This window comes from Chryseobacterium indologenes, from assembly GCF_018362995.1.
GTDB classification, from domain to species: Bacteria; Bacteroidota; Bacteroidia; order Flavobacteriales; family Weeksellaceae; genus Chryseobacterium; species Chryseobacterium indologenes_G.
On the sequence record NZ_CP074372.1, the window covers coordinates 201,927 to 227,226 of the forward strand.

Genomic DNA, 25,300 nt, shown 5'->3' on the forward strand with positions numbered 1-25,300 from the left:
ATCAACCTGTTAGATTTAAAATTTGATTATTTTTTTGATGTTCATAAGAAACTTATCATTATTTTTGATTTTTACAACTCAATTGAATAATTATGTTCAGATCAAAATTTTTAATTTTCGGATTTACTTGTGCAATCGTTTGCGCTAGTTCTTTTCTGAAAGCACAAAATTCTATTCAGGTAAAAAATACATTGAATTTTTCAAGAAATGAAGTCGTTTCAATACCTGTTTCTCAATTAGCTCCTTTTCTACGTAGAAACAGTGAATCTGACCTCAGGATAAAAGATAGTGGTAAAAACATTCTGCCCATCCAATGGATCGACTATGATGGAGACGGAAAAAATGACGAATTGCTTTTTCAGGTGAATATTGAAGCTAAAAAAGCAAATACTTATACCATTATTGCAGATGCTACAATTCCAATTCCTGAAAGCAAAACTTCAACATATTCAAGATTAGTTCCTGAAAGAGCAGACGATTATGCGTGGGAAAATAATAAAATAGCATTCCGTGTTTATGGCCCGAAAGGTCAGAAAGAAGCACTGGAAGGGATAAAAGGAAGCACGCTATCCAGTGGAGTTGATATCTGGCTGAAAAGAACAGATAAGCCAGTGATCAACAAATGGTATAAAGGCTATCAGACAGATCCGTTGTACTATCACAAAGATACGAGAGGCGAGGGGTATGATCCTTACCAGGTTGGAGACAGCCGCGGAACAGGTGGAATCGGGATTTGGGTGAATGAAAAGCTTCAGGTGTCACAAAATTTTGTAAGTTCTAAAACCATTGCGGAAGGTCCTTTAAGAACGGTTTTTGAATTAACCTACAATCCGTGGAGTGAATTCGGAGTAAAAGAAACAAAACGAATTTCTCTTGATCTGGACTCCAATTTTTCAAAGTTTGAATCCAATTTCCAGGCTGAAAAGCAGGTTCCGAATTATACAATCGGAATTACTTTACATAAAAACGAAGGTGAAACAAAACTGAACGACAAAAGCGGATATTATTTGCACTGGGAAAAAATTGATGATGCTTTTGTAGGTGAAGGAGTTGTAGTGGATCCTGAAATTGTTGAAAAATCTGTTGCCCTTAAATCCGAAACTCCGGACCAAAGCAACCTGTTAGTTGTGACAAAACCTCAAAATAAGCTGATTTATTATGCCGGATTTGCATGGCAGAAAAGCAGGCAGATTCAGACACAAAAAGATTGGGAAGCTCTATTGCAAAAACAATCTCAGATAATTGCAAACCCATTAATGATTAAAGTCGAATAATAATGAAATTAAAACTTTCAGCAGCTGTCTTTTCCTTAACAACAGCCGTTCTTTCTGCTCAGATTAAAGATACTTTAGCCGAAAAAATGCTGGTATATCAGCTTCCCATTGGCGGGTGGGGCAAGCAGCTGGACGATAAATCTGTAGTGAATTATAATTTGCCGCTCGATAAGGATCTTTTGAAAAAGATAAAGGCAACGGGTGACGATCATGCAACCATTGATAATAACGCGACGTCAAGGGAAATTAACGCCTTAATAAAAGCATATTCCACCACAAAAAATCCTGAATATCTGAAATCTGCAGAGAAAGGAATTGGTTATCTTCTTTTAATGCAGTATAAAAATGGAGGTTTCCCACAATATTATCCTAATTCTGGATTGTACAGAAAGCAGGTGACCTACAATGACAATGCGATGATTAACGCTTTGACGGTTTTGTATAATGTGGCGGAAGGGAAAAATGATTTTGATGCTGTTGATTCTAAATTAAAGGAAAAATCAAAAATAGCCGTACAAAAAGGAATTGAATGCATCTTGAAAACTCAGGTTTTACAAAAAGAAACCCCAACAATCTGGGGCGATCAGTACAACGAAATCACGCTTCGGCCAGATAAAGCAAGAACTTTTGAACCGATTTCTCTGGCAACAGGAGAATCTGTAGGAATTATAAGATTTTTAATGCTGCAACCCGTAACTCCGGAAGTTGAAAAATCGATAAAATCTGCTGTAAAATGGTTTAAGCAAAATAAAATTAAAGGCTACAGCTACAATGTTTCAATAGTAAACGGAAAAGCTGTCCGGACTTTGGCAGAGGATAAAAATTCTGTAATCTGGGCAAGATTTTATGATATTAATAATAACAAACCTCTTTTCGGTGACCGTGACGGAAGCGTAAAATACAACTATAACGAGGTTTCTGAAGAAAGAAGAAACGGCTACAGCTGGTTTGGAGATTTTGCCGATAAGCTGATCAATAAAGAATATCCAAAATGGCTTGAGAAAAATAAAATTTCTGAATAACAATTTTAGATTATAAAAAAGACTGAGAATTTCTCAGTCTTTCTTGTTCTAATTTATTGACTAAAAATTATAATGAATTACAGATATTTCCTGTTAATGTTGCTCCTGCATTGGCTGTTACGTCAGACTTTACAGAAGATAAGGACAGCATCGGGATTGTATAAGGAGGATTAAATGCAGTACCGCTTCCTGCTGTGTTTCCGGTAACATTGGTAAATGTATTGTTGGAAGTAACCGTAACTGCTGTGTAACCACTCATCAGGTTAATAGGTTCTTTTACATTCTCAAAAACGTTTCCATCGACACGGATATTCGCCTGAACTCCTGCTGCAATACATTTGTTGCTTACAGAACTGTTGAAATAGCTGTTAACAATATGTATTTTACCAAATCTCACTCTCGGCATACGCTCTCTGCATCCCGGAGCCCACCAGCAGCGAACGAATGTTACATTCAGTTTTCCTGCATCTGCTGTTGCCCCGTCACCTGATCCGATAAGGTTGGAGAATCTGTGGTCGTCTGTTCCGCCTGAACCGCCAGGTTTCGGAGCTTTCAGATAATGAAATTTCGTATAAGAAACTGTAACGAAGTCGGATTTGTTTTTAATGTCAAAATTCCCGTCTACACCGTCTCTGAATTCACAATGATCGATCCATACATTTCTACAGTCATCTAAAATGGCATTGTCCCAGCCATCTGTATCATAAGCTCCCGGACCTTCGAAAATCAGGTTTCTGATCACGATATTGTTGCATCGTTTAATATTGATAATTCCTGATCCGCTTGCAGTCTGATCCGTAGAAACCAATTTAGCACCGCTTGTCCCATAAAGTGTTTTTCCTGTTTGATCCTGTAGCGATAAACGAGTTGTAATAGTGATGGTTCCTGTCACTTTAATGACTTTTACTGCTGTGTTTTCGATCGCAGCTTTTAATTGTGCATAGGTGGCCACGGTAGTTTCAGCGGCTGTTCCTCCACCGGTTGTTCCCCCGTTTTGAGAAGCCCATCCCGGAGCTACACAATTTGCTAAAGGAACTACGGCATTGGCAACGAGTTTGTTTCCGAGACTAAGTTCGTTTGGGTTTTCCGCTAAATCTGTTTTAATGTCTTCCTGCCCGCAACCAGTCAGGGCAAAGGTAGAGCTTAGAGCTACCATAAGAAAGGCAGCTTTAAATGTTGTTTTCATAGTAATGATTTATGTTATTTGATTCGGTTGTAAAATTATATATTTTATATTTAAATGTTTTATATTTTAACATATTAATATTTATATAATTATAATATTATTAAATTTACTTATTCAATCGGTTGCATTTTGTTATTAATTAAAAATTATTTAATCAATTGGTATTTGTAAATAAAACTCCCGCAGATTTTAGAATTCACAGTAAATAACCTGTTTAATTCTGAAATCTGCGGGAGTTTTTCTGCTTACTATTTATTACCTATTATTTTGATTCAAAAATATACGTTTGTCCTTTTTCAGTATCAAAATCAAAAATTTGTGTTTCAGGAATTGAGTAACCTTTTAATTCCGCTTTATCTGAAACTAATGGCATTTTAATAGCATTCACCTGGTAATACAGATTCGGATTTTCTCCTTTTGCTGAGGTTAAACCGGTCTTTGATTTAAACTGAATATCTTTCGCAACTCTGATTCTCGCATTTCCTCCCAGAAAAGATTTTATAACCAGTTTCTTTAGTTTAGAATTCTTCCATTCCATATCGATTTCAAAACCGCCTCTTGCTTTTAACCCTTTCACAGAACCATTAGGTAAAGCATCAGGTAGGGCGGGCAAAATATAAACATATCCATCATAACTTTGCAGTAATAGTTCTGCAATTCCTGAAGTACATCCAAAATTTCCATCAATTTGGAACGGAGGATGCGCATCCAGAAGATTCGGATAAGTTCCTCCCGACTGACCTTTTGTTTCCATAGGTGCGGGAGTCAGCTGATCAGAGATTAATTTAAAAGCTCTGTTTCCGTCCAGTAATCTTGCCCACCAGTTTACTTTCCAGCCCATCGACCAGCCTGTGGATTTGTCACCGCGATACGTCAGCGAATTTTTTGCAGCTTCTGTTAAATCAGGATTTCTGAAAGGAGAGATTTGTCCCGACGGAAAAAGTCCGTACAAATGCGAAATATGTCTGTGTTTATCATTGGTTCTGTCCATATCTGTAAGCCACTCCTGCAGTTGGGTGTGTTGCCCGATCTGCATGGGCGGAAGCTTATTTAAAGCTGATTTTACTTCATCCGAAAGGCCTTTATCTTCATTTAGAATTTTTGAAGCATGAATAAAATTATTAAAAACATCAAAAACCAATTGGTTATCCATTGTTGTTCCTGCCGTAATTCCCACACTTTTCATATAGGTATTTTCAGGGGACATAGAAGGGGAAACTACCAGATATTTTTTCGAAGGATCCTGTTGCAGGACATCGAGATAAAATAAGGCACAACCTTTCAGAGCAGCATAATGTTTTTTCAAAAACTGCTGATCTCCGGTGTATAGATAATGATTCCAGATGTGCTGAGTCAGCCATGCTCCGCCCATCGGCCACATTCCGTAAAACCCGCCGTCTACAATTCCGGTGATTCGCCACAAATCTGTATTGTGATGCATATTCCAGCCTCTGGCATGGTACATTTCCTTCGCAGATTCCTGTCCTGTCACCGATAAATCCTGAATCATATCGAATAAAGGTTCGTGCATTTCACTGAGGTTTGTATTTTCAGCAGGCCAGTAATTCATTTCTGTATTGATGTTCACGGTGTATTTGCTGTCCCAGGCAGGATGCAGCTGATCATTCCAGATTCCCTGAAGATTGGCTGGCTGGGTTCCCTGTTGTGAAGAAGATAGTAAAAGATAGCGTCCGAACTGGAAATATAACGCGACCAGATCAGGATCTTTTGAGCTTCCAAATTCTTTAATTCGAATGTCAGTGTTTTTTTTCGTCTGTTCGGTAGTTCCTAAATCTAATTTTACACGCTTGAAAAATTTCTGATACTTTTCAATGTGTGCTTTTAGTTCAGCATCATATTTCTGATGCAAAGCAGATTGTATATATTCTGAAACTCTTACATCCGGATTTCCGGAAATATCATTATACTTTTTAAAATTCGTAGCAATGGAAATATAAATGATCACTTCATCTGCTCCGGAAATTTCAAGCTGATCTTTTGTTGAGGTCAATTTTCCACCTTTTAAAACCGGAAAAGCCACTGTTTTAAAATTAATTTTTCCAATTTTATTATCGGAAGAACCGCTTGTTCCGTTAATCACCAATTGGTTTTTCTCTGTAAAAATTGATTTTTTCAAGTGTGGAGTGGAAGCATGAATAGAAAAATTCAGACTTCCTTTTTTGCCGGAAGATAATTTAATCATAATCACATTATGCGCAAAAGATGAGAAAATCTCGCGTCTGAAAGTCACTCCATTTACTTCATAGGAAACACTACTGACTGCCTTTTCAATATCTAACGTCCGGGTATAATTTTTAAAATTTTCATGACCTTTAAAATCCAGAAACAGATCGCCCATCGTCTGATAAGGCATTCCGTAATTCAAATCTTTTGGAGCGGCTCTTGGATAGGTTGTATTGGATAGTTTTTGAGCTTTTTCAAACTGACCTTCATTCAACAGTTTTCTGATTTTCTGGATACTGTCGAATGTGTTTTTCGAAACATTATTCCCCGGTTCTCCCGCCCAGATTGTTTCTTCATTAAGTTGAAGATGCTCCTGCGAAGCCCCGCCAAAAATCATAGCACCTAATTTTCCGTTTCCAATTGGTAAAGCCTCGTTCCAGTTTCCTCCAGGCCTGTTATAAATCAGTTTTAAATTTTGCTGTGCCTGAACTGAAACTGAAATTACCGTTCCAAAAGCCAGTAAAAAGATTTTATGTTGAATGATTTTGAACATTTTTATATTTTGTTAAAGTGATTTGATTTGTTGGAAAAAATGCAAGGGGTAAAGGTTTTCAATTATAATAATGCTTTAAGGCACAAGAAAATCAAAGATTTTCAGTAAGTTTTTATAATAATCAATTTTATCAAAGATAAAATCCTTGCGCCTTAAAACGTAATAACCTAAATAATTTTTTACGCCCTTGCGTTTTTCCAATATATTTTAATTACCCATTACTTATTACTTATTGATTATGGCTTTAAGCCAGTCTGAGCAAAGTTTTTTCCAGTTATCCGTCAGTTCAGATTTATTCGTAATTCCGATTTTATGTTCACCTTCAGCGAAAATAAACATTGCACCTTTTACTTTGTTTTTAATCATTTCCTGATAGTATAAAATACTGTTCATGACAGGAACTGTTTTATCATTTTGAGCATGAAATAAAATCGTGGGTGGAGTTTTTTCCGTTACCCGGTTTTGCATTGAATATTCTTTGATTTTTTCAGGAGAAGCATTTTCACCCAGAAGGCTATTGCGGCTTCCGACATGGGCAAATTCTCCTAAATCAATAACCGGAGAAATCAAAATTGCAAAATTGGGAATAGTTGGAATTGAAGTCCAGTCTCCTTTTAATTCCGTATAATCTGTAGGAATATTACTCACAGATGCAGCCAGATGTCCGCCTGCGGAAGTTCCGATAACGCCAATCTGTTCTGGTGAAATGCCGTACTGCCCAGCGTTTTTTCTAAGATATTTTATAGCTGCCTGAATGTCCTGTAACGGGGCAATTTCTTTTTGTTTCAAGTCTGGAGAAGTCGGCAACCGGTAATTTAAAACAAAGGCCGAAATTCCTTGAGTATTGAACCATTTTGCGATCTGGTAACCGCCTAAATCATAAGTAAGTTTATAATATCCTCCACCGGGAATGACGATTACAGCCATCTGTTTCCTATCTTCCTTTGGAGGTAGAAAAGCAAAAAGTTCGGTCTCTTTTATCTGTATGATTCTTCCGTCTTTTTCTTCCGTTTTCAATGGTAATCCTTTGGAGTTCGGCATCTGACCTTTCGGCCAGACCCTAATTTTCTCCTGTGCAGATAATTGAAGAGTTAGGGAAATTAATAAGAGGAACGCAATTTTTTTCATAGCAAAATAATTTAGCGAAATGCTTTTCTAAATCTTGAAGATTTAATTTTTTAATCTTTCAGGAAATCTTCTCTAAAAGGAGCGAAAGCATCAATTAATTGTCCTGCTTCCAGACATTTTACTCCATGGAAAATATTCGGCTGCGCGAAAAATCCGTCACCTTGCTGTAAGATCTTTGTTTCACCATCAACCATCACTTCAAACTTTCCTGAAGCAACATAGGTGATCTGAGAATGAAAATGCTGGTGTAAAGCTCCAATGGCATCTTTTTCAAACTTTACAATCACCATCATTACTTGAGAATTATACCCCACAAACTGTCTGGAAACTCCTGCTCCTAAATCTTCCCACTCTGAATTACCATCGAAGAAGGGTTCTTTTCTGAATTTCATTTTTTATGTTTTTGATTTTTTAACTAATTTTTTTTACGCTTAGTTTGTCATTTGGACGAAGGAGAAATCTATCTAAACTTCATTCGTAAGTCTTCAACTTGTGTTTTGAATGACAAACTGATTTTTTAATTATCAGGATTGAAGAACTATTTAATATATTTCTCTAACCCGATTTTTAAACTCTTCAAATTCTTCAGTGCTAATTTTGCAACTGATTCTGCGCCTAAGGTTGATAAATGAGTATCATCGTCTTTTCCTTTTGGATAGTAAGGATTTTCTCTTTCTTTATAATGCAGATGAAGTTTTTTTGAATTTTCAGGACCGTAAGAAATTTCCAGTTGTTCTGTCAGTAACTGCATATCTACAAACGGAACTTTCAGATCATTGGCCACCATTCTTACTACTAAAGGATATTCTTTATGGGTATCAATCAAAACTCCGTTTTCATTGAAATTTCTTCTTACAATAGAAGTCATCAGAATGGGGGTTGCTCCTTTTGCTCTGGCTTCATTTACATACCTTTCCAGGTTGGCTCTATATTGTGTATATGGATTGGTGAATTTCGTAGAATCCTTTAATTTCTGGTCGTTATGTCCAAACTGAATAATGACAAAATCTCCTTTTTTCAGCTGTTTTTCCACTTTATCCCATCTGCCTTCAGTCCGAAAGCTTTTTGAACTTCTGCCATTCATCGCATGATTCTGAATTTCAATTCCTGTTAAAAATTGTGGCAAAACCTGTCCCCAGCCATGTTCTGGATTTTTATCCGGATTTTCTTTGTTGGCCATAGTAGAATCACCGATGAGGAATAGGGTTGGTTTTTGTGCGAATGTTATTATTGATAAAAATAATAATAGTAAGGTTAGCTTTTTATTCATTTTTAAATTCATTTAATTAAACTTAAAAATGCTTTGACTTTGCTCAGTATAACACGGGTAAACATTACGTCATTTAAGCGAATATTAAAACAGTTGGTATTAGCGATGTCATGCTGAGCGAAGTCGAAGCATCTCAATTATTTATTTGGATTCCATCCATCAAAAATTTTTTCAAGGGTATAATTTTTCAAATCCTTTTTCGTCACCTTATGCGACCAGCTTACTCGTTTGGAGATATCTCCTCCTTCGCCTTTGCTGCCGGATTCTGCATAATAAGCGGTCCTTTCTTTATCAGGAAACATTTTGTCGCCTTTCCATGGATTCCAGCCTTCGGGAAGGATGTGTTTTCCCATTTCAGTGTTAATGAAAACAGTTCTGGCGTAAGGTCTCCAGGGTCTTCCCAAATAAACTTTTGTGATGCCTTCTTTTGCACTTAATTTACAGTCGAAAAAAACAAAACCATACGGTCTGCCGGCTTCTGTAGCGGCTGCGGTAATATAAGAATCGGCCAAACTTTTAATGGTGCAGTTCTTAAAAACAACGGTTGCCTGTCCAAAAATGAAATCAGTTGTTCCTTCAATATAGCAGTTTTCAAAATATTGCCTGCTATGGTTGGTTGCGGAATAAATGGTGTCCTGACAGCCCAGAATATTTGAGTTTTTTATCACAAAATGGTCTCCTTCCACATGGAGAGAAACCGCTTGTCCTTCATTGCACGAAGAATTTTGAATTGTCAGATTACTGATTTTAATATCGTCACCCATTACCAGTAAAGTATAGGAATTGAAGGTTGTCATTTTTTCATTAAAAGCATCCGGTTTCCCTGAAAAATCATTATTGCTGATAATGGTATTGCCTTTATTTTCGCCTTCTAAGGTAATTTTATGTTTTGAAGAGGGAATAGTCACTTTTTCATTATAGATTCCGGATTTAATGAAAACGAAAGCTTCTGCAGGCCCTAAATCTCTGATAGAATTTATGGCTTTCTGAATGGATGTGAAATCTCCGCTTCCGTCTTTGGCTACGGTAATTTTTATGTAAGGATCATTTCCCGCAAAGAGAAAATTTGCCGTCGATATGAACAGAATTAAAAATAACTTTTTCATAAACTGGATTATTGTTTTTTAATGCAAAGATTTTTATGAAACCTCATAATTTTTAGAAAGCAAAGGCGAATAAAATTTACTTCGTGAAGCTGTGACGATAACTTTACTAAATCACTTCGTTGATTCATCCTTGCTCGCTAAATATTCATTAATATTAAATTAAATCTTTGCGTTTAAAATCATAATTAATACTATTTCAAAACTTTATTTAAAAAGTCAATTGTTAAATTCAAAGTTTCTGTAAACCAAGGTTCTGCCGACCAGAAAGAGTGCGAAGTATCTTTGATTTCATGAAATTCTGTCGGAATATTATAACTCTTTAATTTTTTCATCATATCGTCTCTTCCTGCATGAAAACGGGGTTGAGAGCTATTAATGAAAAGGGTAGGAGGTGTATTTTTATCCACATATTCGAGAGGTGAAGCTTCTTTCCAGATTTTTGGATTGTCTTTTTGTGGATACCCCATCCAATAGGCATCGTAAGTTCCTTCTTTTCCGGATTCTTCATGAACAAAAGAAACTACGCCATCTACATTGACGATAGCCTGTAATTTAATATTTTTCCTGACTCCGACTAAAGTAGCGATCTGAGCTCCGGCAGATTCACCCAAAACCGCCATTTTCTTTTTGTTTAATGAATATGTTGAATGGTTTTTCTTTAACCATTGTATACCTGTTTCAATGTCTTCAACTCCGGCAGGGTATTTCGCGACATCAGCCAACCGGTATCCGATAGCAATCACAACGTATCCGTTTGAAGCCAGTTCCATCGCCATAAATTTTTCATTTTCCTTACTTCCGGAGATCCAGCCACCGCCATGTACCATTGCAATTCCCGGATATTTTTTTGACTGATCGAGAGGATAGTATACATCGGCTTTTAAAGAAATTCCGTTGATATTGGCATATTCTACATCGTTATCTATTTTGATATTTTGCGGTACAGGTCTGTCAATGGGTGTGATAAAAGGATATTTTTTCTTAAACTTTTCAAAAGTGCCTTCGTTGGTGTAAGGAGTGGCATTCGGTCTCTTTACCTGTCCAAATGCCATTGTCCCTACAAAAAAAATAGAAATATAAGTATGTTTTTTGCTAAAATTCATGTTATCAAATTTTAAAATTTTGAACCATTAAGAATATTAAAGGAGTTAAGTTTAATTAAGAAAATCATTTTGATTTTAAGTATTATTCAAACCAAAGCTCAGCTTAATATTCTTAAAGACTTAATCAATCTTAATGGTTTTATCTTATCCTTGATGCATTTTATTTAACTGCGTTTTTTGCCACATCTTTTCCGATGGAAAGTGAATTTTTATCGGATGTCACTTCTTTAGGAACCAATACTGCTCCTGTTTTGCTTCCTAACACTTTCACAACAGGCTTACTGGCAGATTCAAACTTCACTGTTGAAAGGTTGATGTTTTTACTGTTGTAAATGGTTGCTCCCGTTCCTTCTGAATATTTCAGTTTTACATTTTTCAATTGAATTCCGTCTGCGTCTACGATGGTTAATGCTTTTCTGGTATTAAACTGTGAATCTTCAATGACTATATTTTTAAGATTCATTTCTGCTAAACCGAATAACGTAATGGCTTCACCAGAATTGACGGCATTGATATTTTTAAAGAAAATATTTCTGAAAACAGGTGTTTCTTCTGTTACCGGATACACTTTTTCCGGCGCTTTGTTGCCTTCCTTCTTTTGGCCATCCTCTAACACAGGAGAGGCTCCTTCATAGAACATATTGAAACCAATGGTCTGTGTCGGAATATTAATCATGTCAATATTTTTAATATAAATGTTTTCAACAATTCCGCCTCTCCCGCGGGTTGTTTTAAAACGAAGACCGATATCTGTTCCGATGAAGGTACAGTCGGAAACATGGATGTTCCTTGCTCCGCCGGACATTTCACTCCCGATAACAAAACCTCCGTGACCGTGGTATACGACATTGTTTTTGACAATTACATTTTCAGTGGGTATTCCTCTTTTTCTGCCATCCAGATCTTTTCCTGATTTTATACAGATGGCATCGTCACCCACATCAAAAGTATTATCGTAAATCAAAACATTTTTACATGATTCGAGATCTACACCGTCCCCATTTTGTGAAAACCATGGATTTCTAACCGTAAGATTTCTTAAAATAACGTTGGTACACATCAATGGATGAAGATTCCATGCCGGGGAATTCTGGAAGGTAGGTCCGTCTAACAACACTTTATCACAACCGACTAAACTTACCATTACCGGACGAAGAAAATCTTTAACTGTCGTTAATTCATCTTTAGAAATTTTATCGGGGACATTGAAACTAGAACTGCTTTCAAATCCTTTTTTATAACTTTCTGAAGGGAACCATGTTTTTCCGTCTGCAGATAATAATCCGCCAGATTTCACTATATTTTTCCATTCAGATTCTGAAACTTTGCTTTTTTTGATGGCTCTCCACGCATCACCGCTTCCATCAATTACCCCTTTTCCTGTGATGGCAATATTGGTTGCATTTTTCGCGGAAATAGGAGACTGGCAGCGAATGGTATTTAATCCTTCAAAACTTACGTCGACCAAAGGATAATCTGCTTTATCTTTACTGAAAATGATGAAAGCACCTTCTTCCACGTGAAGGTTGATATTGCTTTTCAACTCAATGGGACCCGTTAACCACATTCCGCGGGGAATAACCAATTTTCCACCGCCTTTTGTACTAAGGTCTTCAATTGCTTTTTTGAAAGCTTCCGTATTTTTTACATTTCCGCCTGCAATGCCACCATATTGTGTGATAGAAACGGTGTTGGCTGCAAATGAAGTTTCTGCCACCTGAGGCATTTTAAACTCAATGTTTTTATAAATATCCAGGTTCTGAGCATATGTTTGTCCTGAAAATATCATGACTGCAGCTAAACCGATAATTGTAAGAGACTTCTTCATTTTATTTTTTCTGAGTTTTAATTACTTTTTTAAATTCCTGGTAAACAATGGAGGCCATTGCTTTTGCGCCTTCCGGCTGAAAATGGGTATTGTCTTTTTGACCCTTCGGATAGGCTTCATATACATTCTCAGGGAGATTCATGAAATAGTGATTCGTTGTAAAGTCCTGTCCTTTCTTTGTAAAATATTCCATGGATAATTTGTTTAAATCGATGTAAGGAACATTCATTTCTTTAGCAATTTCAATGGGTGCCTGAGCATATTCTCCGTGTACATTTTCCAGTTTGCCGTTTTTCCATGGATAATTTCTGGCAACGGGTGTTAAGATGATAGGATTTGCACCTTTTTGTTTTGTCTGCGTTACAAATAATCTTAAAAATTCTTTATATCCTTCAATGTTTATATACCGCTCTGTATGCTTTTCAGAACCGTCATTATGACCAAACTGCATAATGACGTAATCGTTCGGCTGCAAATGTTCATACACATATCTCCATCTTCCTTCCTGAAAAAATGTTCTGGTACTTCTTCCGCCATGCGCTCTGTCAATAACAGCAACAGAATCTGTTGTAATTGCGGGTTTCAGAAAAGCCAGACTGTCTTTTGTAAAATAGGGCTGAAAAACCTGTCCCCATCCGGTAATCGGGTAGCGGACTTTCATATAATCTTTTCCCGGTTCGTAATCTCCGGTATAATCTGCCATTGTGGAATCTCCGATAAGATAAATATGGGTGACCTTTGTATTGTGTTTTGCCATTGTCTTTTGGACGTTGTTTTGTGATTGACATGCAGACAACAGCAAAACGACGAATAAAAATGAAACTATACTATATCTTTTTTTTGTCATTGATTTTAATGAATTAGGCTCTAATTTTATCAAACCTAACAGGTTTTTAAAACCTGTTAGGTTTCTATATTGTTAAATGAAATTAATTTTTAGTAATTCTGAACCAGGCAAAATCTGCATAGCCACCACGATTTGCTTTTTGTGTGCTTACAGAATACAGGCCGACTTTTGCCCCAATCCATTTTCCGGGTTTCGCCTGGAATACATCGCCCACTGGGGTGAAATTTTTTCCGTTTTCACTGTAGCTGAACTGGCATAGGCCGTTCGGCTCACTTACATTTACTTTTAAATAGACTTCGTTTCCTTTTAATTTTGTTTCAAACAGAACCTTCTCTTCACCTCCTTTATCTGCTTTTTCGGCTCTTCTTAACTGAATATAAAATCCATCGGGTTTATTGGTAATCACAATTGACTCATGATCTAATCCCATTACTAATAAACCTGCAGTTTTGCCTTCTTTAGCATCTTCGGGAGTTAATTTTACTTTGGTAGAAGCTGCAAAATTCGGGGCAGGGAATTTTTGGGTTAACAGATTCGGAACATTCCATAGATTTTTTTCACCTTCAGGAACTTTTATTGAAAATAATCTTAAAAATTTCTGTCCGGGAAGTTTAGAAGACCACACGATATTTTCGTTGGCGCTCCATTGCCATTGAATTCCCAATTTCGCTTTATCAAATTCATCTGTTTCAGGAGGAGTAGCAACAGGGTAGGATTTTCCCACGTTTGGTTTTTTATAGGTTAAAACCGGTTCTCCGATTCCGTTTTTATTATTATCGATCCCGATAACAGGCCAGTCTTTTTCCCACTTCATTGGTTGTAAGTGAACGATTCTTCCGCCCGTATCCACATCCTGAAAATGATAGAACCAATCTTCCCCAGAAGGTGTATCTACCCAAGCACCCTGATGCGGTCCGTTGATTTTTGTTGATCCCTGTTCCAGCACTACTTTTTCTTCGTAGGGTCCGTCAATATTTTTTGATCTTAATACCAATTGCCAACCGGTTGCTACACCACCTGCAGGAGCAAAAATGTAGTAATAACCGTTTTTTTTATACATTTTCGGACCTTCCACTGTTGGATGTGCATCGTGGCCATCGAAAATGTGAACTCCTTTATCGAGGACTTTTGTTCCTTCGGGATTCATTTTGTTAAGAGTCAGAATACTTTTCACCCCGGCGCGGCTTCCTGCCCAACCATGCACTAAATAAGCATTTCCATCCTCATCCCAAAACGGACAAGAGTCGATTAAACCTTTTCCTTCCATTACCAAAATAGGCTTCTCCCAGGTTCCTATCGGATCTTTAGTTTTCACCATGTAAATTCCGAAATCGGGATCGCCCCAATAGATGTAAAATTCACCTTTGTGAAATCTGATACTGGGTGCCCAAACTCCGTCACCTCTTTTGGGTGTGGAAAAATGGTTGTTTGGAAGTACATCAGGAAGTGCATAATTCACCAGTTTCCAGTTGACCATATCTTTTGAATGAAGAATGGGCAGCCCTGGAGCTTCATTGAAACTTGAAGCGGTCATATAATAATCTTCACCAACGCGAATAGCGTCCGGATCAGAATAATCAGCGTATAAAACCGGATTTCTGTAACTTTTTCCCTGATCGGCAGTCCAGACTTCGGAAACGTAGTTTTTCTCCTGTGCGGTGAGGTATGTTGAAGCAACTGAAAATAATGTGATTGCTGCTATATTTAAAATTTTTGTCTTCATAAAATCAGATTCATTATTTAGGTAATAGGAATCAGGTTGTGGTTCTTGATTTATTTTTCAAATTCTAAACTTGCCAAAATGAATGGTCCTGTTCCTTTTCCGTCATTTGAACGGACTTCTTCGTTTACATAATATTCGTAAGAACCGTCTCTGTAAGGTTTTCCTCCTAATCCGGCAACGGCACAGCATTTATTTAAATTAACCACGCCGTTTTCATCAACCGTGATTAAATTTTTGATAATTCCGTCGTAACCTTTTTTTGCAGCAGCTTTGTATGATTTTGGAAGATAACCCTCGTTAACCGATTTAATGATCGTATAAACGAACATAGCTGATGCTGTTGCTTCTTCATAATTACCTTTTTCCAAAGGCTTGTCTAGGATCTGGTACCAAAGACCGGATTTTTTATCCTGAACTTTAATGACTGCATCTGCGTAAGATTGTAAGTAAGAAATTAATCTTGCTCTTCCCGGATGGTCTTTGGGTAAATAATCCAATACATCCACCATGGCCATTCCGTACCAGCCCATCGCTCTTCCCCAGAAATTTGGGGAAAGTCCGGTTTCTTTATTGGCCCAGGCTTCTTTTTTACTCTCATCCCAGGCATGATAAAGAAGTCCTGATTTTTTGTCTAAAAGATTTTTCTGAACGGAATCAAATTGGAAAACAATATCGTCATATGCTTTCTGAGCATCTGCATTTTTGATAAAATCTTTCGTATAGTGCGTGTAGAAAGGCATTCCCATATAAAGGCCATCCAGCCAAACCTGGTAAGGATAGATTTTTTTATGCCAGAAAGATCCTTCATCGGTTCTTGGCTGCCCATCGATTTGTGAACGTAAAGTTTGAAGTGCCTTCAGGTATTTCTCTTTTTTCTCTTTTTCATACAGGTAAAGAAGAACATTTCCGCTGTTGAGCATGTCAATATTATATTTAGAAAGGTCGTAGGTAAGGATTGTACCATCTTCTTTAATCAGGTCTTCACCAAAACCGCTGATATAGTCGTAATATTCTTTTTTGCCTGTTTTTGCATATACTTTTTCTGCACCGTCCAAAACTATTGCTGACGGATAGGTCCATTTCGGACTTTTACTGAAATCAAGCATCCACGCTTTTGGGAATCTATGCATTTCAGAAAGCAGCATTCTTTCTGACCATTTCAAATTGGAAGGAATTATTTTTCCTGATTTTGAAGTTTCTGTTGAAGTTTTTGCTGCGGTTACATTTTTCGTTTGAGCACAAGCGAGGAACATTCCTGAACCTAGAATGACCACCGCATATGCTTTTATTGTATTATTAATGAAATTCATGATCCTAAACTTTAAAGTTGATTATTTTTATCTAAAATTTCCAGTTTTTTATCTAAATCCTGATAAAATGCTTCTTCTGTTACCAAACCGTTTGGTTCCCATGACCAGGCTCCCAAAAAGTAATAAGAGACATTCTTTGTTTTCTTGAAAACTACAGTATGCGTTGATTTTATTTTTACATATTTATCAAAACTTTCGAGAGAATAGAAGATAGCCATGCCCAGATTATCATCTTTTTTCGTTTCGGTTTGATTGCCGTAAGAAGCAATGTAGCCCCATTTCTTATTTTTACTGATTCCCTGTTTTAACGGGATATTTTTAAAAGCAACAATTCCTGTACATAATCCTGAAATGGTATTGCTTAAGTTTAAATCTACTTTTACAAACCTATCTCTGTTGAAAATCGTCAGTTTTGACTGTAAATCGATGGGATTTCCCCAGGTTTTCCAGCCTTTATAATCGATAGATGCGTAAGACTGGTCTTTTTCATTAACAACTTTTACGGCTGTATTTTTTACAATTTTAAAAGTTTCAACAAAATCATTTTGTTCATCATATCTTCCATAAGAACCGATGCCGATTGTACGTCCGGATTTCAAAATGTCCTGTCCCCAGAAGGCATCGTGATGATAGGATTCAAAGCCGTCTTGTCCGACTTCAGGTAAAACCAAAGTGTTTACTTTTTTACCGAAAATATCCGTAGCGTTTCTCCAGTCCAGATATAATCTGTAGCCGATCTGGTTGTTTTCCAGTCCGATACCTTCATATCGGATATAGTAAGAATGATCGGTATGAGATTCAGGAAGAGTGATTTCCTGAACATTTTTGAAAGTTCCTCCAATGTACTGATTATCTTCCCATTTTCCTCCTTCTTTTACGGAAAGTTCCGCATAGGAAAAGGGAGCTTTTGGATTTTTCTTAATTTTTTCAATTACAGAAGTCTGAGCCAGAGAAAATGCTGAGCTCAAAAATGCTCCTGCTATTAATATCTTAAACAAGTTGAATTTCATAATATCTCTTTTTTAGATAACTGGTTTTTTAAACTAAAAGTTTTCATGGTTATTGGTATTGTCTTTCGGTTATTTTTTTAACCAGATCGTTAAAATATACTTCAATATTATCGTAGTTTTTATCCAAATTCCGTTCGTTGGAATTGGCAACTTTTGGATTTAATTTATTCTTAATTTCCCATTCATCAGGCATTCCGTCGTTGTCTGAATCGGGTAGGGGTTTTCCTCTTTTTAAATCCGGAAATCCGCCGACATCTTTTTGAGAATCTATGATTCCGCTGGAACTTCCTTTTGAACCGCTGTAAGTGAAGCTTCCGTTTTTTACATCTTTTAAAACATGTAAATCCACAGCATCCCTTACTAAACTGGCACCGCCGATCTGTAAAATTTTATCATAAGCTGCTTTTGCAGGATCAGTTTTTACATTATTCTGAATATCATGAGGCTTGTTGATTTTTATTTCATTTTTATCTTTTTCCATCAGGTTATAAGACGGTTTCATCTGTGCGAAAACTCCTTGTGCCCAATTGTCTTTTGTTACTTCTGCATTTCCTTCAATCACATTTCCGGTGATGTAATATTTCCCCCAGATATTGTAAACTTCTGTCTCTGGTTTTTCATTTTTATCAATGGCAACAATTCTCTGTCTGGTCATGGTTGCAGGTCCAGGTTTGTAGTAATTATTAACCATATTTACGTTCATTCCTTCACCACCGTAGATATTGTTGTGTCCCCAGTTGTAGATCACATTATTTCTGAAATCGGTAAGATCGGTCAGGGCAAATTCACTTCCCGCATATTCTCCCAATCTCGGGTTTCTGCTGTCGTGATGAGCATAGAGATTATGGTGAAAACTTGCAAATTTTCCTCCTGCAATTCCGCCATATCCGTGAGCGCCTTTCCGGTGAGCAGAATTTCTTAAACTTTCTGCGATCACGCACCATTGAAGCGTGGTGTTTTCATTCACATAAATGGATACTGTTTCATCTGTTGACCAGCTCATAGAGCAATGATCAATGATTAGATTTTTGACAAATCTTGCCCCTAACGCATCGCCTTCAAAATTTTTCTGATCGCCCATTCTGAATCGCATGTAACGTATAACCACATTGTCTGCGCCTATGAAAGTTTCGTAATTGGCAACTGTAATTCCATCTCCGGGAGCAGTTTGTCCGGCAACGGTAACATCGCCTTCCTTTATCTTTAAAGGGGATTCCAGATAAATGGTTCCGCCGGTTTTAAACACAATATATCTCGGACCTTTTTGGTCTAAAGCATATCTTAAAGTGCCTTCTGAGCCATCATCTGTTAGTTTTGTTACGAAATAAACCCTTCCGCCGCGGCCACCTGTTGTATATCTTCCGAAACCTTCTGCTCCCGGAAAACTCAAGACTTCCTGAGCATTGGTCAACATTGCAATACCACATAAGGTCCCTATCGTGAACATTTTTTTGAAGTGCTTTTTCAAGATTGAAAATTTTTTGGTGTTTTGGATTTGGATTAGGTTTATTTCAAACTTTTTTTGATGTTCCAACGGTCGTTTCCTTTTAAAATAATTTCTGTAGTGTACTTTTTTCTTTCTCCTTTTGTTAATTGATGTGACCACGGAACTCTTTTGGAAATATGGGCTCCGCTTCCTTTTGAGTTGAATTCTGCGTAGAAAGTGGTCTTTTCTGCATCAGGTTTGCTCCAGTTGTGCCATCCTTCAGGTTTTATGGTAGAATTGATTTCGCAATCAATGTAAACGGTTTTTGCAAAAGGTCTCCAGGGTCTTCCTAAATACACTGAGTTTTCTTTGGCATTTCCGATGATTTTTGAATTGATAAAAACAAATCCGAACTCGTTTTCCTGTGGGGTAGAAGCGGCTGTAACGTAGCTTGCCGTTTCTTTAGAATAAATGGTGCAGTTTTCAAAAACGGCAGTTCCGGCTCCGAAAATATAATCGATTGTACCTTCGATATAGCAGTTTTTAAAGTAATTTCTTGATGGTTTTGTCTTGTCAGTGGAATCCTGAGCTCCTTTTAAGTACAATGTATCCTGATTTCCTAAGAATCTGCAGTTTTCAAAAGCGATTCTGTCTCCTGAAGTCAGTACGGCAACGGCCTGCCCAACTTTTCCTGAGCTGTTTTCAAATGAAATGTTTTTCGCTGTGAAATCATTTGAATAAATAAAAATAGTAGAAGAACCTGTGGTTCCGATATCTTTTCCTTCTGCATTCTTTTTTGAAGCAAAATCATCATACGTAATGTTGGTGTTTTGAGGGTTTTCTCCTTCTAACACAATGGGACCTTTTGTTTCAGGAATGGTAATTTTTTCTTTGTAAACTCCAGGTTTAATTAAAATTTTTGTCCTTATAGAAGAATCATTTTCAATGGCATCAATGGCTTGTTGTATGGTGGTAAAGCTGCCTTTTCCGTCTTTTGAAACCACGATCGTTTTATCGGCAGTTTTAAAAGAAAGAAGGCTTAACAATAGTATCGAAAGTATTGAAATGAAGTTAAAATTTATATTAATGAGAGGAGCTTTCATAAAGGTTTAATTTGATTTAAAATACAGACTTAGCCAAGGCCAAGCCTGTATTCTCAACTTAATATGAATGTATTTTTAATTTCTAGTAGCCGTAATCTTGTGTAAGGTTATAATTGGACATAATGATATCACTGTAAATAGGCAATAATTCTCTTTTGTTGGGCTGGAAATATTGCGCAAAACCTTTTACAGGATCGCTGATATATGTTGGTAACACTGCGGCTCTCCACGCTATTTTAGTATATCCTGCTGGAGTTGCATCCTGAGAAGGCAGATAAAATACCTGGGATTTATCTCCTCCTGTAAAGAAAATATCGATATCATTAATATTTTGCTGTGCCGTTTTTGTAGGGTCGTAAACTGATTTCTTATAATAAAGATTCAATGGTACGTTAGCATACTGACCTGTTCCGTTGGCAAAAGCCGTTAACTTTTGTCTTGTTTCCGTAATTTTAGCATCTAATAAATTCCAGCGGATCAAGTCATATTTTCTGATCCCTTCACAACCCAGTTCCAATAATCTTTCCTGAACAAGATAATTGAAGAACCCATTTTTATCGGTAGGAATTGTTCCAACTTGTCCTAAATTTCCTGTGTAAGCCCTGTTTCTTACCGCTTTTACCGCATTGATGGCATCTGAAGAAGGCGCTCCGTGAAGTTCATTATCTGCTTCAGCAAACATTAATAATACATCTGAAAAACGCAGTAAAGGCCAGTCAACAGCAAGATTTTGAGAAGGTCCTGTTACATTGGTCCAGGACTTTCTGTATTTAGAATCTGTGAAAGAAATGGCATTTACGAGTTCAGCCTGATTAGAATTATTCACTTTGAAAATTCCAACGTTCATATCTCTTCTCAAGTCATATTTACTGAATTCGTAGAAATAAGTCGGAAGGGCATTGATTCCTCCTCCGCCTTTCCAGCTGGAGTTGTCATCATGCTTTAAGCCATTATAGTAACCGATTTTACTGTCTGTTCTTGCGTTTCCTCCGAATGCTCCTACACAGAAAATGATTTCGTTGGTGGTGTCTTGCGAGTTTGAATGTAAAGCTTTGAAAACTTGCTCGTAGCTTGGGTTTAAGCTATGTTCACCAGTATGATTCATGATGTCTTTACATTCATCAAGAGCAATTTGATAATAGGTTTGAGGATTGGTTCCCTTCACCATCTGCTGTGGATTTCTTCTTAAAGAATATCCTGCTCTTGCTAGTGCGATTCTTGCTCTTAATCCTTTTACAAAACCTTTGGAAATTCTGGCATTGGTCGTGCTTCCTTCGGATCTCCACGGAACTAAGGTTGCAGCCTGGGCAAGATCAGCAATCATTTTTTCGTAAATAACGTCCCTGTCAGTTTTCGCTAAATAAAGATTGTCATAATCTGCAGATGGTTTGTCTTGAAAAGGTATATCACCCCAGTTTCTGATCAGTTCATAATAAAACTGAGCTCTTAATGTTAAAGCTTCTCCAAGGTATCTGTCCATTAATTTTTTATCAGCGTCAGAACCTGTCTTGTAAACAGGAGACAGCGGAATGTTTTTAATGCAAAGATTGGCTCTTTCAATTCCTGAATATAATTTTAAGAAAGGCTTATTTAATTCTGTATTGGTAGGGCAGGCACCAAATGTTGCGAGACCTCTTCTGTCATTACAGTTGTAATCTCCCGAAGTTCTGAAATCATCACTTGAATGCGGATATATTAATGCTAATCTCTGCCCGTATCCGTCATCACCTGCAAGCTGGCTGTAAACTCCCACTAAAGCGGTAAATGTGTCGGATACACTATCGAATTGCTGAGCTTCTGCAACACTTGAATAGTTTTCAGGTTCAAGATAATCACTACATGAATGGATGGTGGTAAGAGATAGAATGCAACTTATTATAATTATTGTTTTTTTCATGTTAATTTTCAATTAAAAGGTTAAATCAATACCTGTTAAAATAAATCTGCTTCTAGGATATGCAGCGTAATCAACTCCCGGAGTTAAAGGGTTTCTTCTTGTACTGGCTTCAGGATCATATCCTTTGTAACCTGTGATGGTAAATAAATTATTTATCGTAGCATACAGTCTGAAATTTTTGATACCAAGCATTTCCAGTGAGTTTTTTGGCAGGGTATATCCTATTGTAACATTATTCAGTCTTAAGAAAGATCCGTCTTCGATGGCGTAAGAATGAAGGATGTAATTTCCTTGTGGCGGTGTCCACATGGTGGTGTTTGCATTTAGCGCTGCCAAAGCAGTAGGATCTGTAACTTTTACCCCCTGATCATTGAACCATCTCCATCTGTCTGCAACATCGGCAGACATGTTGTTGTCTCTGTATAAATATTGAGTGGTAAACTCGATTTTATTGGCATTATACACTTTGTTTCCGATAGAGAAATTAAAGAATAAACTCATATCCCAGTTTCTGTATCTGAAAGTCTGGCTGAAACCTCCGAAGAATTTTGGCTGTGCATTTCCAAGTTCGGTCTGGTCGGCTGCGGTAATTTGTCCATCACCGTTCAGGTCTCTCAATTTAAGATCTCCAGGCTGGATTGGTTTTGAACCGTTAGCTACAGAACTGCTGCTTGGAACTCCGTTTTTTAATGTATAAGCCTGAGTGGTCGGGTTGAAATCGAAATCACTGATCTCATAGCGTCCTTCAGTTACGTATCCATAATAAGTTCCTACAGGATTTCCCACTTTAGCAATGAAGTCATACAAACTGTTTACCCATCCTGAAGCCACCAGATAATAATCATTTCCTCCCGAAACATTCGCCCCCAGGCTTTTAATAATATTTTTGTTGGTAGAAATGTTGAAATCTGTTTTCCATGTAAAGTTTTCTTTATTGACAATAAGTCCTCCCAGTGTAAATTCCAGACCTTTGTTCTGTGTTTTTCCTGAGTTTTGATACTGATACTCATATCCTGACGTCTGAGGAATTTTTGCTAAGACCAATAAATCTTTTGTATCAGTAATATATCCATCAATGCTACCATATAATCTTCCGTTAAAAAAACCGAAGTCGAGTCCTAAGTTTTTAGATACGGTAGCTTCCCATGTTACGTTTTTGTTTGCCAAAGTATTTCCTGTAGTAGCTCCCGGAGTTACACCGCTTCCGAAGGTATATCCATAGTCGGTGGAAGTCGTGAAGAAAGTATCATAAAGGTAGGCCGGAATTCTGTTGTTTCCTGCAAGACCATACCCGAAACGTAATTTAAGCTCCTCCAGCCATTCTTTATTTTTAAGGAAATTTTCTTCTTTAAGTTTCCATGCTACAGAAACTGCAGGAAAAGTTCCCCATCTGTTTCCTACTCCGAAGACATTGGATGCATCTGCTCTTATAGAGGCTGTTATGATATATTTATTATTAAAAATATAGTTTGCTCTACCAAAAAAAGAAAGAAGTCTGTCCGGAGGTAATGCACCGGTCTTGGGAGCATCCTGAATCATCCCTGAAGGTGGAGTTGCAGATTGGATATTAGCAAAAGCCTCATTAGGTGTAATAGATACTGGTAGCCATTTGGTGTATGTACTTGAGGTTTCTCCGTCAGTCTGTACAGTTTCTTCTCCCAATAATAAGTCTAATTTATGACTTCCAAATTTTTGGGTATAATTTAAAGTGTTGGTATTGGTAATTCTTCTGGTCTGGTTTCTCGTTAACTGTACAATCGGCTGATTGTTATTCGATCTTGCGTCACTGGTAACGGTGCCCCAGAACTGATTAATAAAATTATCTTTCTGAACATATCCTACAACACTTCTGAAAGTTAAGTTTTTGGTAATGTTATAATTCAAATATGCATTTAACAATAAATCATTTGTTCTTGCTTCTTTTACTTCGTTATCATTTAAAATTAAAGGATTTACAAGATTCGTTAATGTGGCGTAGTTAGGATCAAAATCATCAATAGGAACATTGCTGCCTCCTTCGAAAGGTTGATATCTTACAGCGTTTCTTAATCTGTTGGTACCCTGAGATCCACTTGCAGAAGTTCCTGCTCCTGAAATCAGCTGACGGCTGTATCGGACATTAAATCCAACCTTCAGTTTTTTTGAAATATCATAATCATATTTGAAATTAGCCATGCTTCTTCTGAAGCCGGAGGAGAGCATAATCCCATCTTCTTCCACATGATTTAAAGTCAATGAAAAAGCAGATTTATCGGAACCGCCTGTTAAGCTTAAATTATGAGTGAAGTTGAATGCTTCTTTTCCGAAAAGCTCATCCTGCCAGTCTCTTTTCTTTATATTTCTGTATTTCTCAGCAAGCTCATTGAAACTACCATATCGGGTTGTAAATGCTGTAATGTCATCGGCAATACCATTTTTATTGTAAAGCTCATACTGATATATTACAAATTCATAAGGGTCAAGAACAGGAATCGTGTTTGTGATTTTTCTTACCCCTGTGTAACCGCTGTAATTGATTTGAGCACTGGTTTTTTTGCGGCCGCCTTTTGTGGTGATCAACACAACACCGTTGGCACCTCGCGATCCGTAAATAGAGGTAGAAGCAGCATCTTTTAAAACTTCAATAGATTCAATCTCTTTAGGAGAAATGATTGACAGAGCGTTATCCATCTGGATTCCGTCTACAATATAGAGAGGAGCATTACTTTGTGTAATAGAAGTACCGCCCCTTACCTTAATTTCAACTTCAGCGCCAGGCGAACCTTCACTGGCCGTGATCTGAACACCGGCAACTCTTCCCTGAATTGCCTCTGCCGCACTGTTTACAGGCATATCTTTTACTTCGTCAGCCTTTACAGAGCCAACAGCATTGGTAACATCTTTTTTTGAAACTTTAGAATAACCAACCAAAACCACTTCATCAATGTTTTTTTCAGTTTCCTTTTTAGTTTCTTTTTCTTGAGCCGTAGCAAGGACAGGAAGTAGAAAGACAGTTAAATATAACCACTTTATTGAATGTACTCTTTTATCCATTTTGTATCCTTATAGTTTTAATTTTTGGTTGAAAGTTTTTTTCAATCGTTTTGTTTTGTGTGGATTTGTAAAGTATTCTACTGATTTTTAGCGGCAAATATTTTCTGAAAGATTATACACATTTTAGAGTGCAATCGATTGCGTAAATTTTCATGATAAATATCCTGGCTTCTAAACTAATATTATTTTTTAATACGCAAAGAAAAAAATATTATTTTTTCATTAATTTGATTGTTGAAAGATAAATGAATTTGCAAAATAATGGACAGTTGTAATGTGATAAATCGCTGTAAATTA

At 37.0% G+C, this 25,300-nt stretch carries 18 protein-coding genes; 2 read left to right on the forward strand and 16 right to left on the reverse strand.

The window, feature by feature from the left end:
* Positions 1 to 92: 92 nt before the first annotated feature.
* Positions 93 to 1,274, forward strand: coding sequence for a DUF4861 domain-containing protein (locus DYR29_RS00900; RefSeq protein WP_213278803.1), 1,182 nt, complete (start codon positions 93 to 95; stop codon positions 1,272 to 1,274).
* Between the two features lie 2 nt (positions 1,275 to 1,276).
* Positions 1,277 to 2,296 carry a pectate lyase gene (pelA, locus tag DYR29_RS00905; RefSeq protein WP_213278804.1) on the forward strand — a complete coding sequence of 340 codons (1,020 nt, stop codon included), beginning with the start codon at positions 1,277 to 1,279 and terminating at the stop codon, positions 2,294 to 2,296.
* 67 nt (positions 2,297 to 2,363) lie between these two features.
* Here the strand turns inward: pelA and DYR29_RS00910 are convergent, their stop codons facing one another.
* From DYR29_RS00910 to DYR29_RS00985, 16 genes are all read right to left on the reverse strand, one after another.
* Positions 2,364 to 3,482, reverse strand: a complete 1,119-nt coding sequence (locus DYR29_RS00910) for a pectate lyase family protein (RefSeq protein ID WP_213278805.1) — start codon at positions 3,480 to 3,482, stop codon at positions 2,364 to 2,366.
* Positions 3,483 to 3,744: 262 nt separating this feature from the next.
* On the reverse strand, positions 3,745 to 6,219 hold the full coding sequence (locus DYR29_RS00915; RefSeq protein WP_213278806.1) for a glycoside hydrolase family 95 protein: 2,475 nt from the start codon (positions 6,217 to 6,219) through the stop codon (positions 3,745 to 3,747).
* 225 nt (positions 6,220 to 6,444) lie between these two features.
* Positions 6,445 to 7,347, reverse strand: coding sequence for an alpha/beta hydrolase (locus DYR29_RS00920; protein ID WP_213278807.1), 903 nt, complete (start codon positions 7,345 to 7,347; stop codon positions 6,445 to 6,447).
* 50 nt (positions 7,348 to 7,397) lie between these two features.
* Positions 7,398 to 7,739: a cupin domain-containing protein gene (locus DYR29_RS00925; protein ID WP_213278808.1), complete on the reverse strand. Its 342-nt coding sequence runs from the start codon at positions 7,737 to 7,739 to the stop codon at positions 7,398 to 7,400.
* A 146-nt stretch (positions 7,740 to 7,885) separates the two neighbouring features.
* Positions 7,886 to 8,617 carry a rhamnogalacturonan acetylesterase gene (locus DYR29_RS00930; RefSeq protein WP_213278809.1) on the reverse strand — a complete coding sequence of 244 codons (732 nt, stop codon included), beginning with the start codon at positions 8,615 to 8,617 and terminating at the stop codon, positions 7,886 to 7,888.
* 137 nt (positions 8,618 to 8,754) lie between these two features.
* Entirely contained in the window at positions 8,755 to 9,723 is a 969-nt protein-coding gene (locus DYR29_RS00935; protein ID WP_213278810.1) for a pectinesterase family protein, read from the reverse strand.
* Positions 9,724 to 9,914: 191 nt separating this feature from the next.
* Positions 9,915 to 10,826: an alpha/beta hydrolase gene (locus tag DYR29_RS00940; protein ID WP_213278811.1), complete on the reverse strand. Its 912-nt coding sequence runs from the start codon at positions 10,824 to 10,826 to the stop codon at positions 9,915 to 9,917.
* Between the two features lie 160 nt (positions 10,827 to 10,986).
* On the reverse strand, positions 10,987 to 12,654 hold the full coding sequence (locus tag DYR29_RS00945) for a glycoside hydrolase family 28 protein (RefSeq protein WP_213278812.1): 1,668 nt from the start codon (positions 12,652 to 12,654) through the stop codon (positions 10,987 to 10,989).
* A gap of 1 nt (position 12,655) precedes the next feature.
* Entirely contained in the window at positions 12,656 to 13,411 is a 756-nt protein-coding gene (locus DYR29_RS00950; RefSeq protein WP_249413575.1) for a rhamnogalacturonan acetylesterase, read from the reverse strand.
* 172 nt (positions 13,412 to 13,583) lie between these two features.
* Positions 13,584 to 15,224: a glycoside hydrolase family 43 protein gene (locus DYR29_RS00955; protein ID WP_213278814.1), complete on the reverse strand. Its 1,641-nt coding sequence runs from the start codon at positions 15,222 to 15,224 to the stop codon at positions 13,584 to 13,586.
* Between the two features lie 50 nt (positions 15,225 to 15,274).
* Positions 15,275 to 16,534 carry a glycoside hydrolase family 88/105 protein gene (locus DYR29_RS00960; protein WP_213278815.1) on the reverse strand — a complete coding sequence of 420 codons (1,260 nt, stop codon included), beginning with the start codon at positions 16,532 to 16,534 and terminating at the stop codon, positions 15,275 to 15,277.
* An 11-nt stretch (positions 16,535 to 16,545) separates the two neighbouring features.
* Complete coding sequence (locus tag DYR29_RS00965; RefSeq protein ID WP_213278816.1) at positions 16,546 to 17,544, reverse strand: DUF4861 family protein; 999 nt, start codon at positions 17,542 to 17,544, stop codon at positions 16,546 to 16,548.
* A 49-nt stretch (positions 17,545 to 17,593) separates the two neighbouring features.
* On the reverse strand, positions 17,594 to 18,991 hold the full coding sequence (locus DYR29_RS00970) for a pectate lyase family protein (RefSeq protein ID WP_249413576.1): 1,398 nt from the start codon (positions 18,989 to 18,991) through the stop codon (positions 17,594 to 17,596).
* A gap of 59 nt (positions 18,992 to 19,050) precedes the next feature.
* A complete protein-coding gene (locus tag DYR29_RS00975; RefSeq protein WP_213278818.1) occupies positions 19,051 to 20,073 on the reverse strand; it encodes a pectinesterase family protein in 1,023 nt (340 codons plus the stop codon).
* Positions 20,074 to 20,155: 82 nt separating this feature from the next.
* Positions 20,156 to 21,970, reverse strand: a complete 1,815-nt coding sequence (locus tag DYR29_RS00980) for a RagB/SusD family nutrient uptake outer membrane protein (protein ID WP_213278819.1) — start codon at positions 21,968 to 21,970, stop codon at positions 20,156 to 20,158.
* 12 nt (positions 21,971 to 21,982) lie between these two features.
* Positions 21,983 to 25,003 (reverse strand): SusC/RagA family TonB-linked outer membrane protein, encoded by a 3,021-nt coding sequence (locus tag DYR29_RS00985; RefSeq protein ID WP_213278820.1) that lies wholly within the window; start codon positions 25,001 to 25,003, stop codon positions 21,983 to 21,985.
* Between the last annotated feature and the right edge of the window lie 297 nt (positions 25,004 to 25,300).

What these genes read in the sequence shown, in the direction of transcription:
- DYR29_RS00940 (WP_213278811.1), bottom strand. Translation starts at nt 10,826, where the DNA reads ATGAATTTTAGCAAAAAACATACTTATATTTCTATTTTTTTTGTAGGG.
- DYR29_RS00950 (WP_249413575.1), bottom strand. Translation starts at nt 13,411, where the DNA reads ATGGCAAAACACAATACAAAGGTCACCCATATTTATCTTATCGGAGAT.
- DYR29_RS00930 (WP_213278809.1), bottom strand. Translation starts at nt 8,617, where the DNA reads ATGAATAAAAAGCTAACCTTACTATTATTATTTTTATCAATAATAACA.
- DYR29_RS00985 (WP_213278820.1), bottom strand. Translation starts at nt 25,003, where the DNA reads ATGGATAAAAGAGTACATTCAATAAAGTGGTTATATTTAACTGTCTTT.
- DYR29_RS00900 (WP_213278803.1), top strand. Translation starts at nt 93, where the DNA reads ATGTTCAGATCAAAATTTTTAATTTTCGGATTTACTTGTGCAATCGTT.
- DYR29_RS00925 (WP_213278808.1), bottom strand. Translation starts at nt 7,739, where the DNA reads ATGAAATTCAGAAAAGAACCCTTCTTCGATGGTAATTCAGAGTGGGAA.
- DYR29_RS00980 (WP_213278819.1), bottom strand. Translation starts at nt 21,970, where the DNA reads ATGAAAAAAACAATAATTATAATAAGTTGCATTCTATCTCTTACCACC.
- DYR29_RS00915 (WP_213278806.1), bottom strand. Translation starts at nt 6,219, where the DNA reads ATGTTCAAAATCATTCAACATAAAATCTTTTTACTGGCTTTTGGAACG.
- DYR29_RS00970 (WP_249413576.1), bottom strand. Translation starts at nt 18,991, where the DNA reads ATGTTCACGATAGGGACCTTATGTGGTATTGCAATGTTGACCAATGCT.
- DYR29_RS00910 (WP_213278805.1), bottom strand. Translation starts at nt 3,482, where the DNA reads ATGAAAACAACATTTAAAGCTGCCTTTCTTATGGTAGCTCTAAGCTCT.
- DYR29_RS00945 (WP_213278812.1), bottom strand. Translation starts at nt 12,654, where the DNA reads ATGAAGAAGTCTCTTACAATTATCGGTTTAGCTGCAGTCATGATATTT.
- DYR29_RS00965 (WP_213278816.1), bottom strand. Translation starts at nt 17,544, where the DNA reads ATGAAATTCAACTTGTTTAAGATATTAATAGCAGGAGCATTTTTGAGC.
- DYR29_RS00920 (WP_213278807.1), bottom strand. Translation starts at nt 7,347, where the DNA reads ATGAAAAAAATTGCGTTCCTCTTATTAATTTCCCTAACTCTTCAATTA.
- DYR29_RS00955 (WP_213278814.1), bottom strand. Translation starts at nt 15,224, where the DNA reads ATGAAGACAAAAATTTTAAATATAGCAGCAATCACATTATTTTCAGTT.
- DYR29_RS00960 (WP_213278815.1), bottom strand. Translation starts at nt 16,534, where the DNA reads ATGAATTTCATTAATAATACAATAAAAGCATATGCGGTGGTCATTCTA.
- DYR29_RS00935 (WP_213278810.1), bottom strand. Translation starts at nt 9,723, where the DNA reads ATGAAAAAGTTATTTTTAATTCTGTTCATATCGACGGCAAATTTTCTC.
- pelA (WP_213278804.1), top strand. Translation starts at nt 1,277, where the DNA reads ATGAAATTAAAACTTTCAGCAGCTGTCTTTTCCTTAACAACAGCCGTT.
- DYR29_RS00975 (WP_213278818.1), bottom strand. Translation starts at nt 20,073, where the DNA reads ATGAAAGCTCCTCTCATTAATATAAATTTTAACTTCATTTCAATACTT.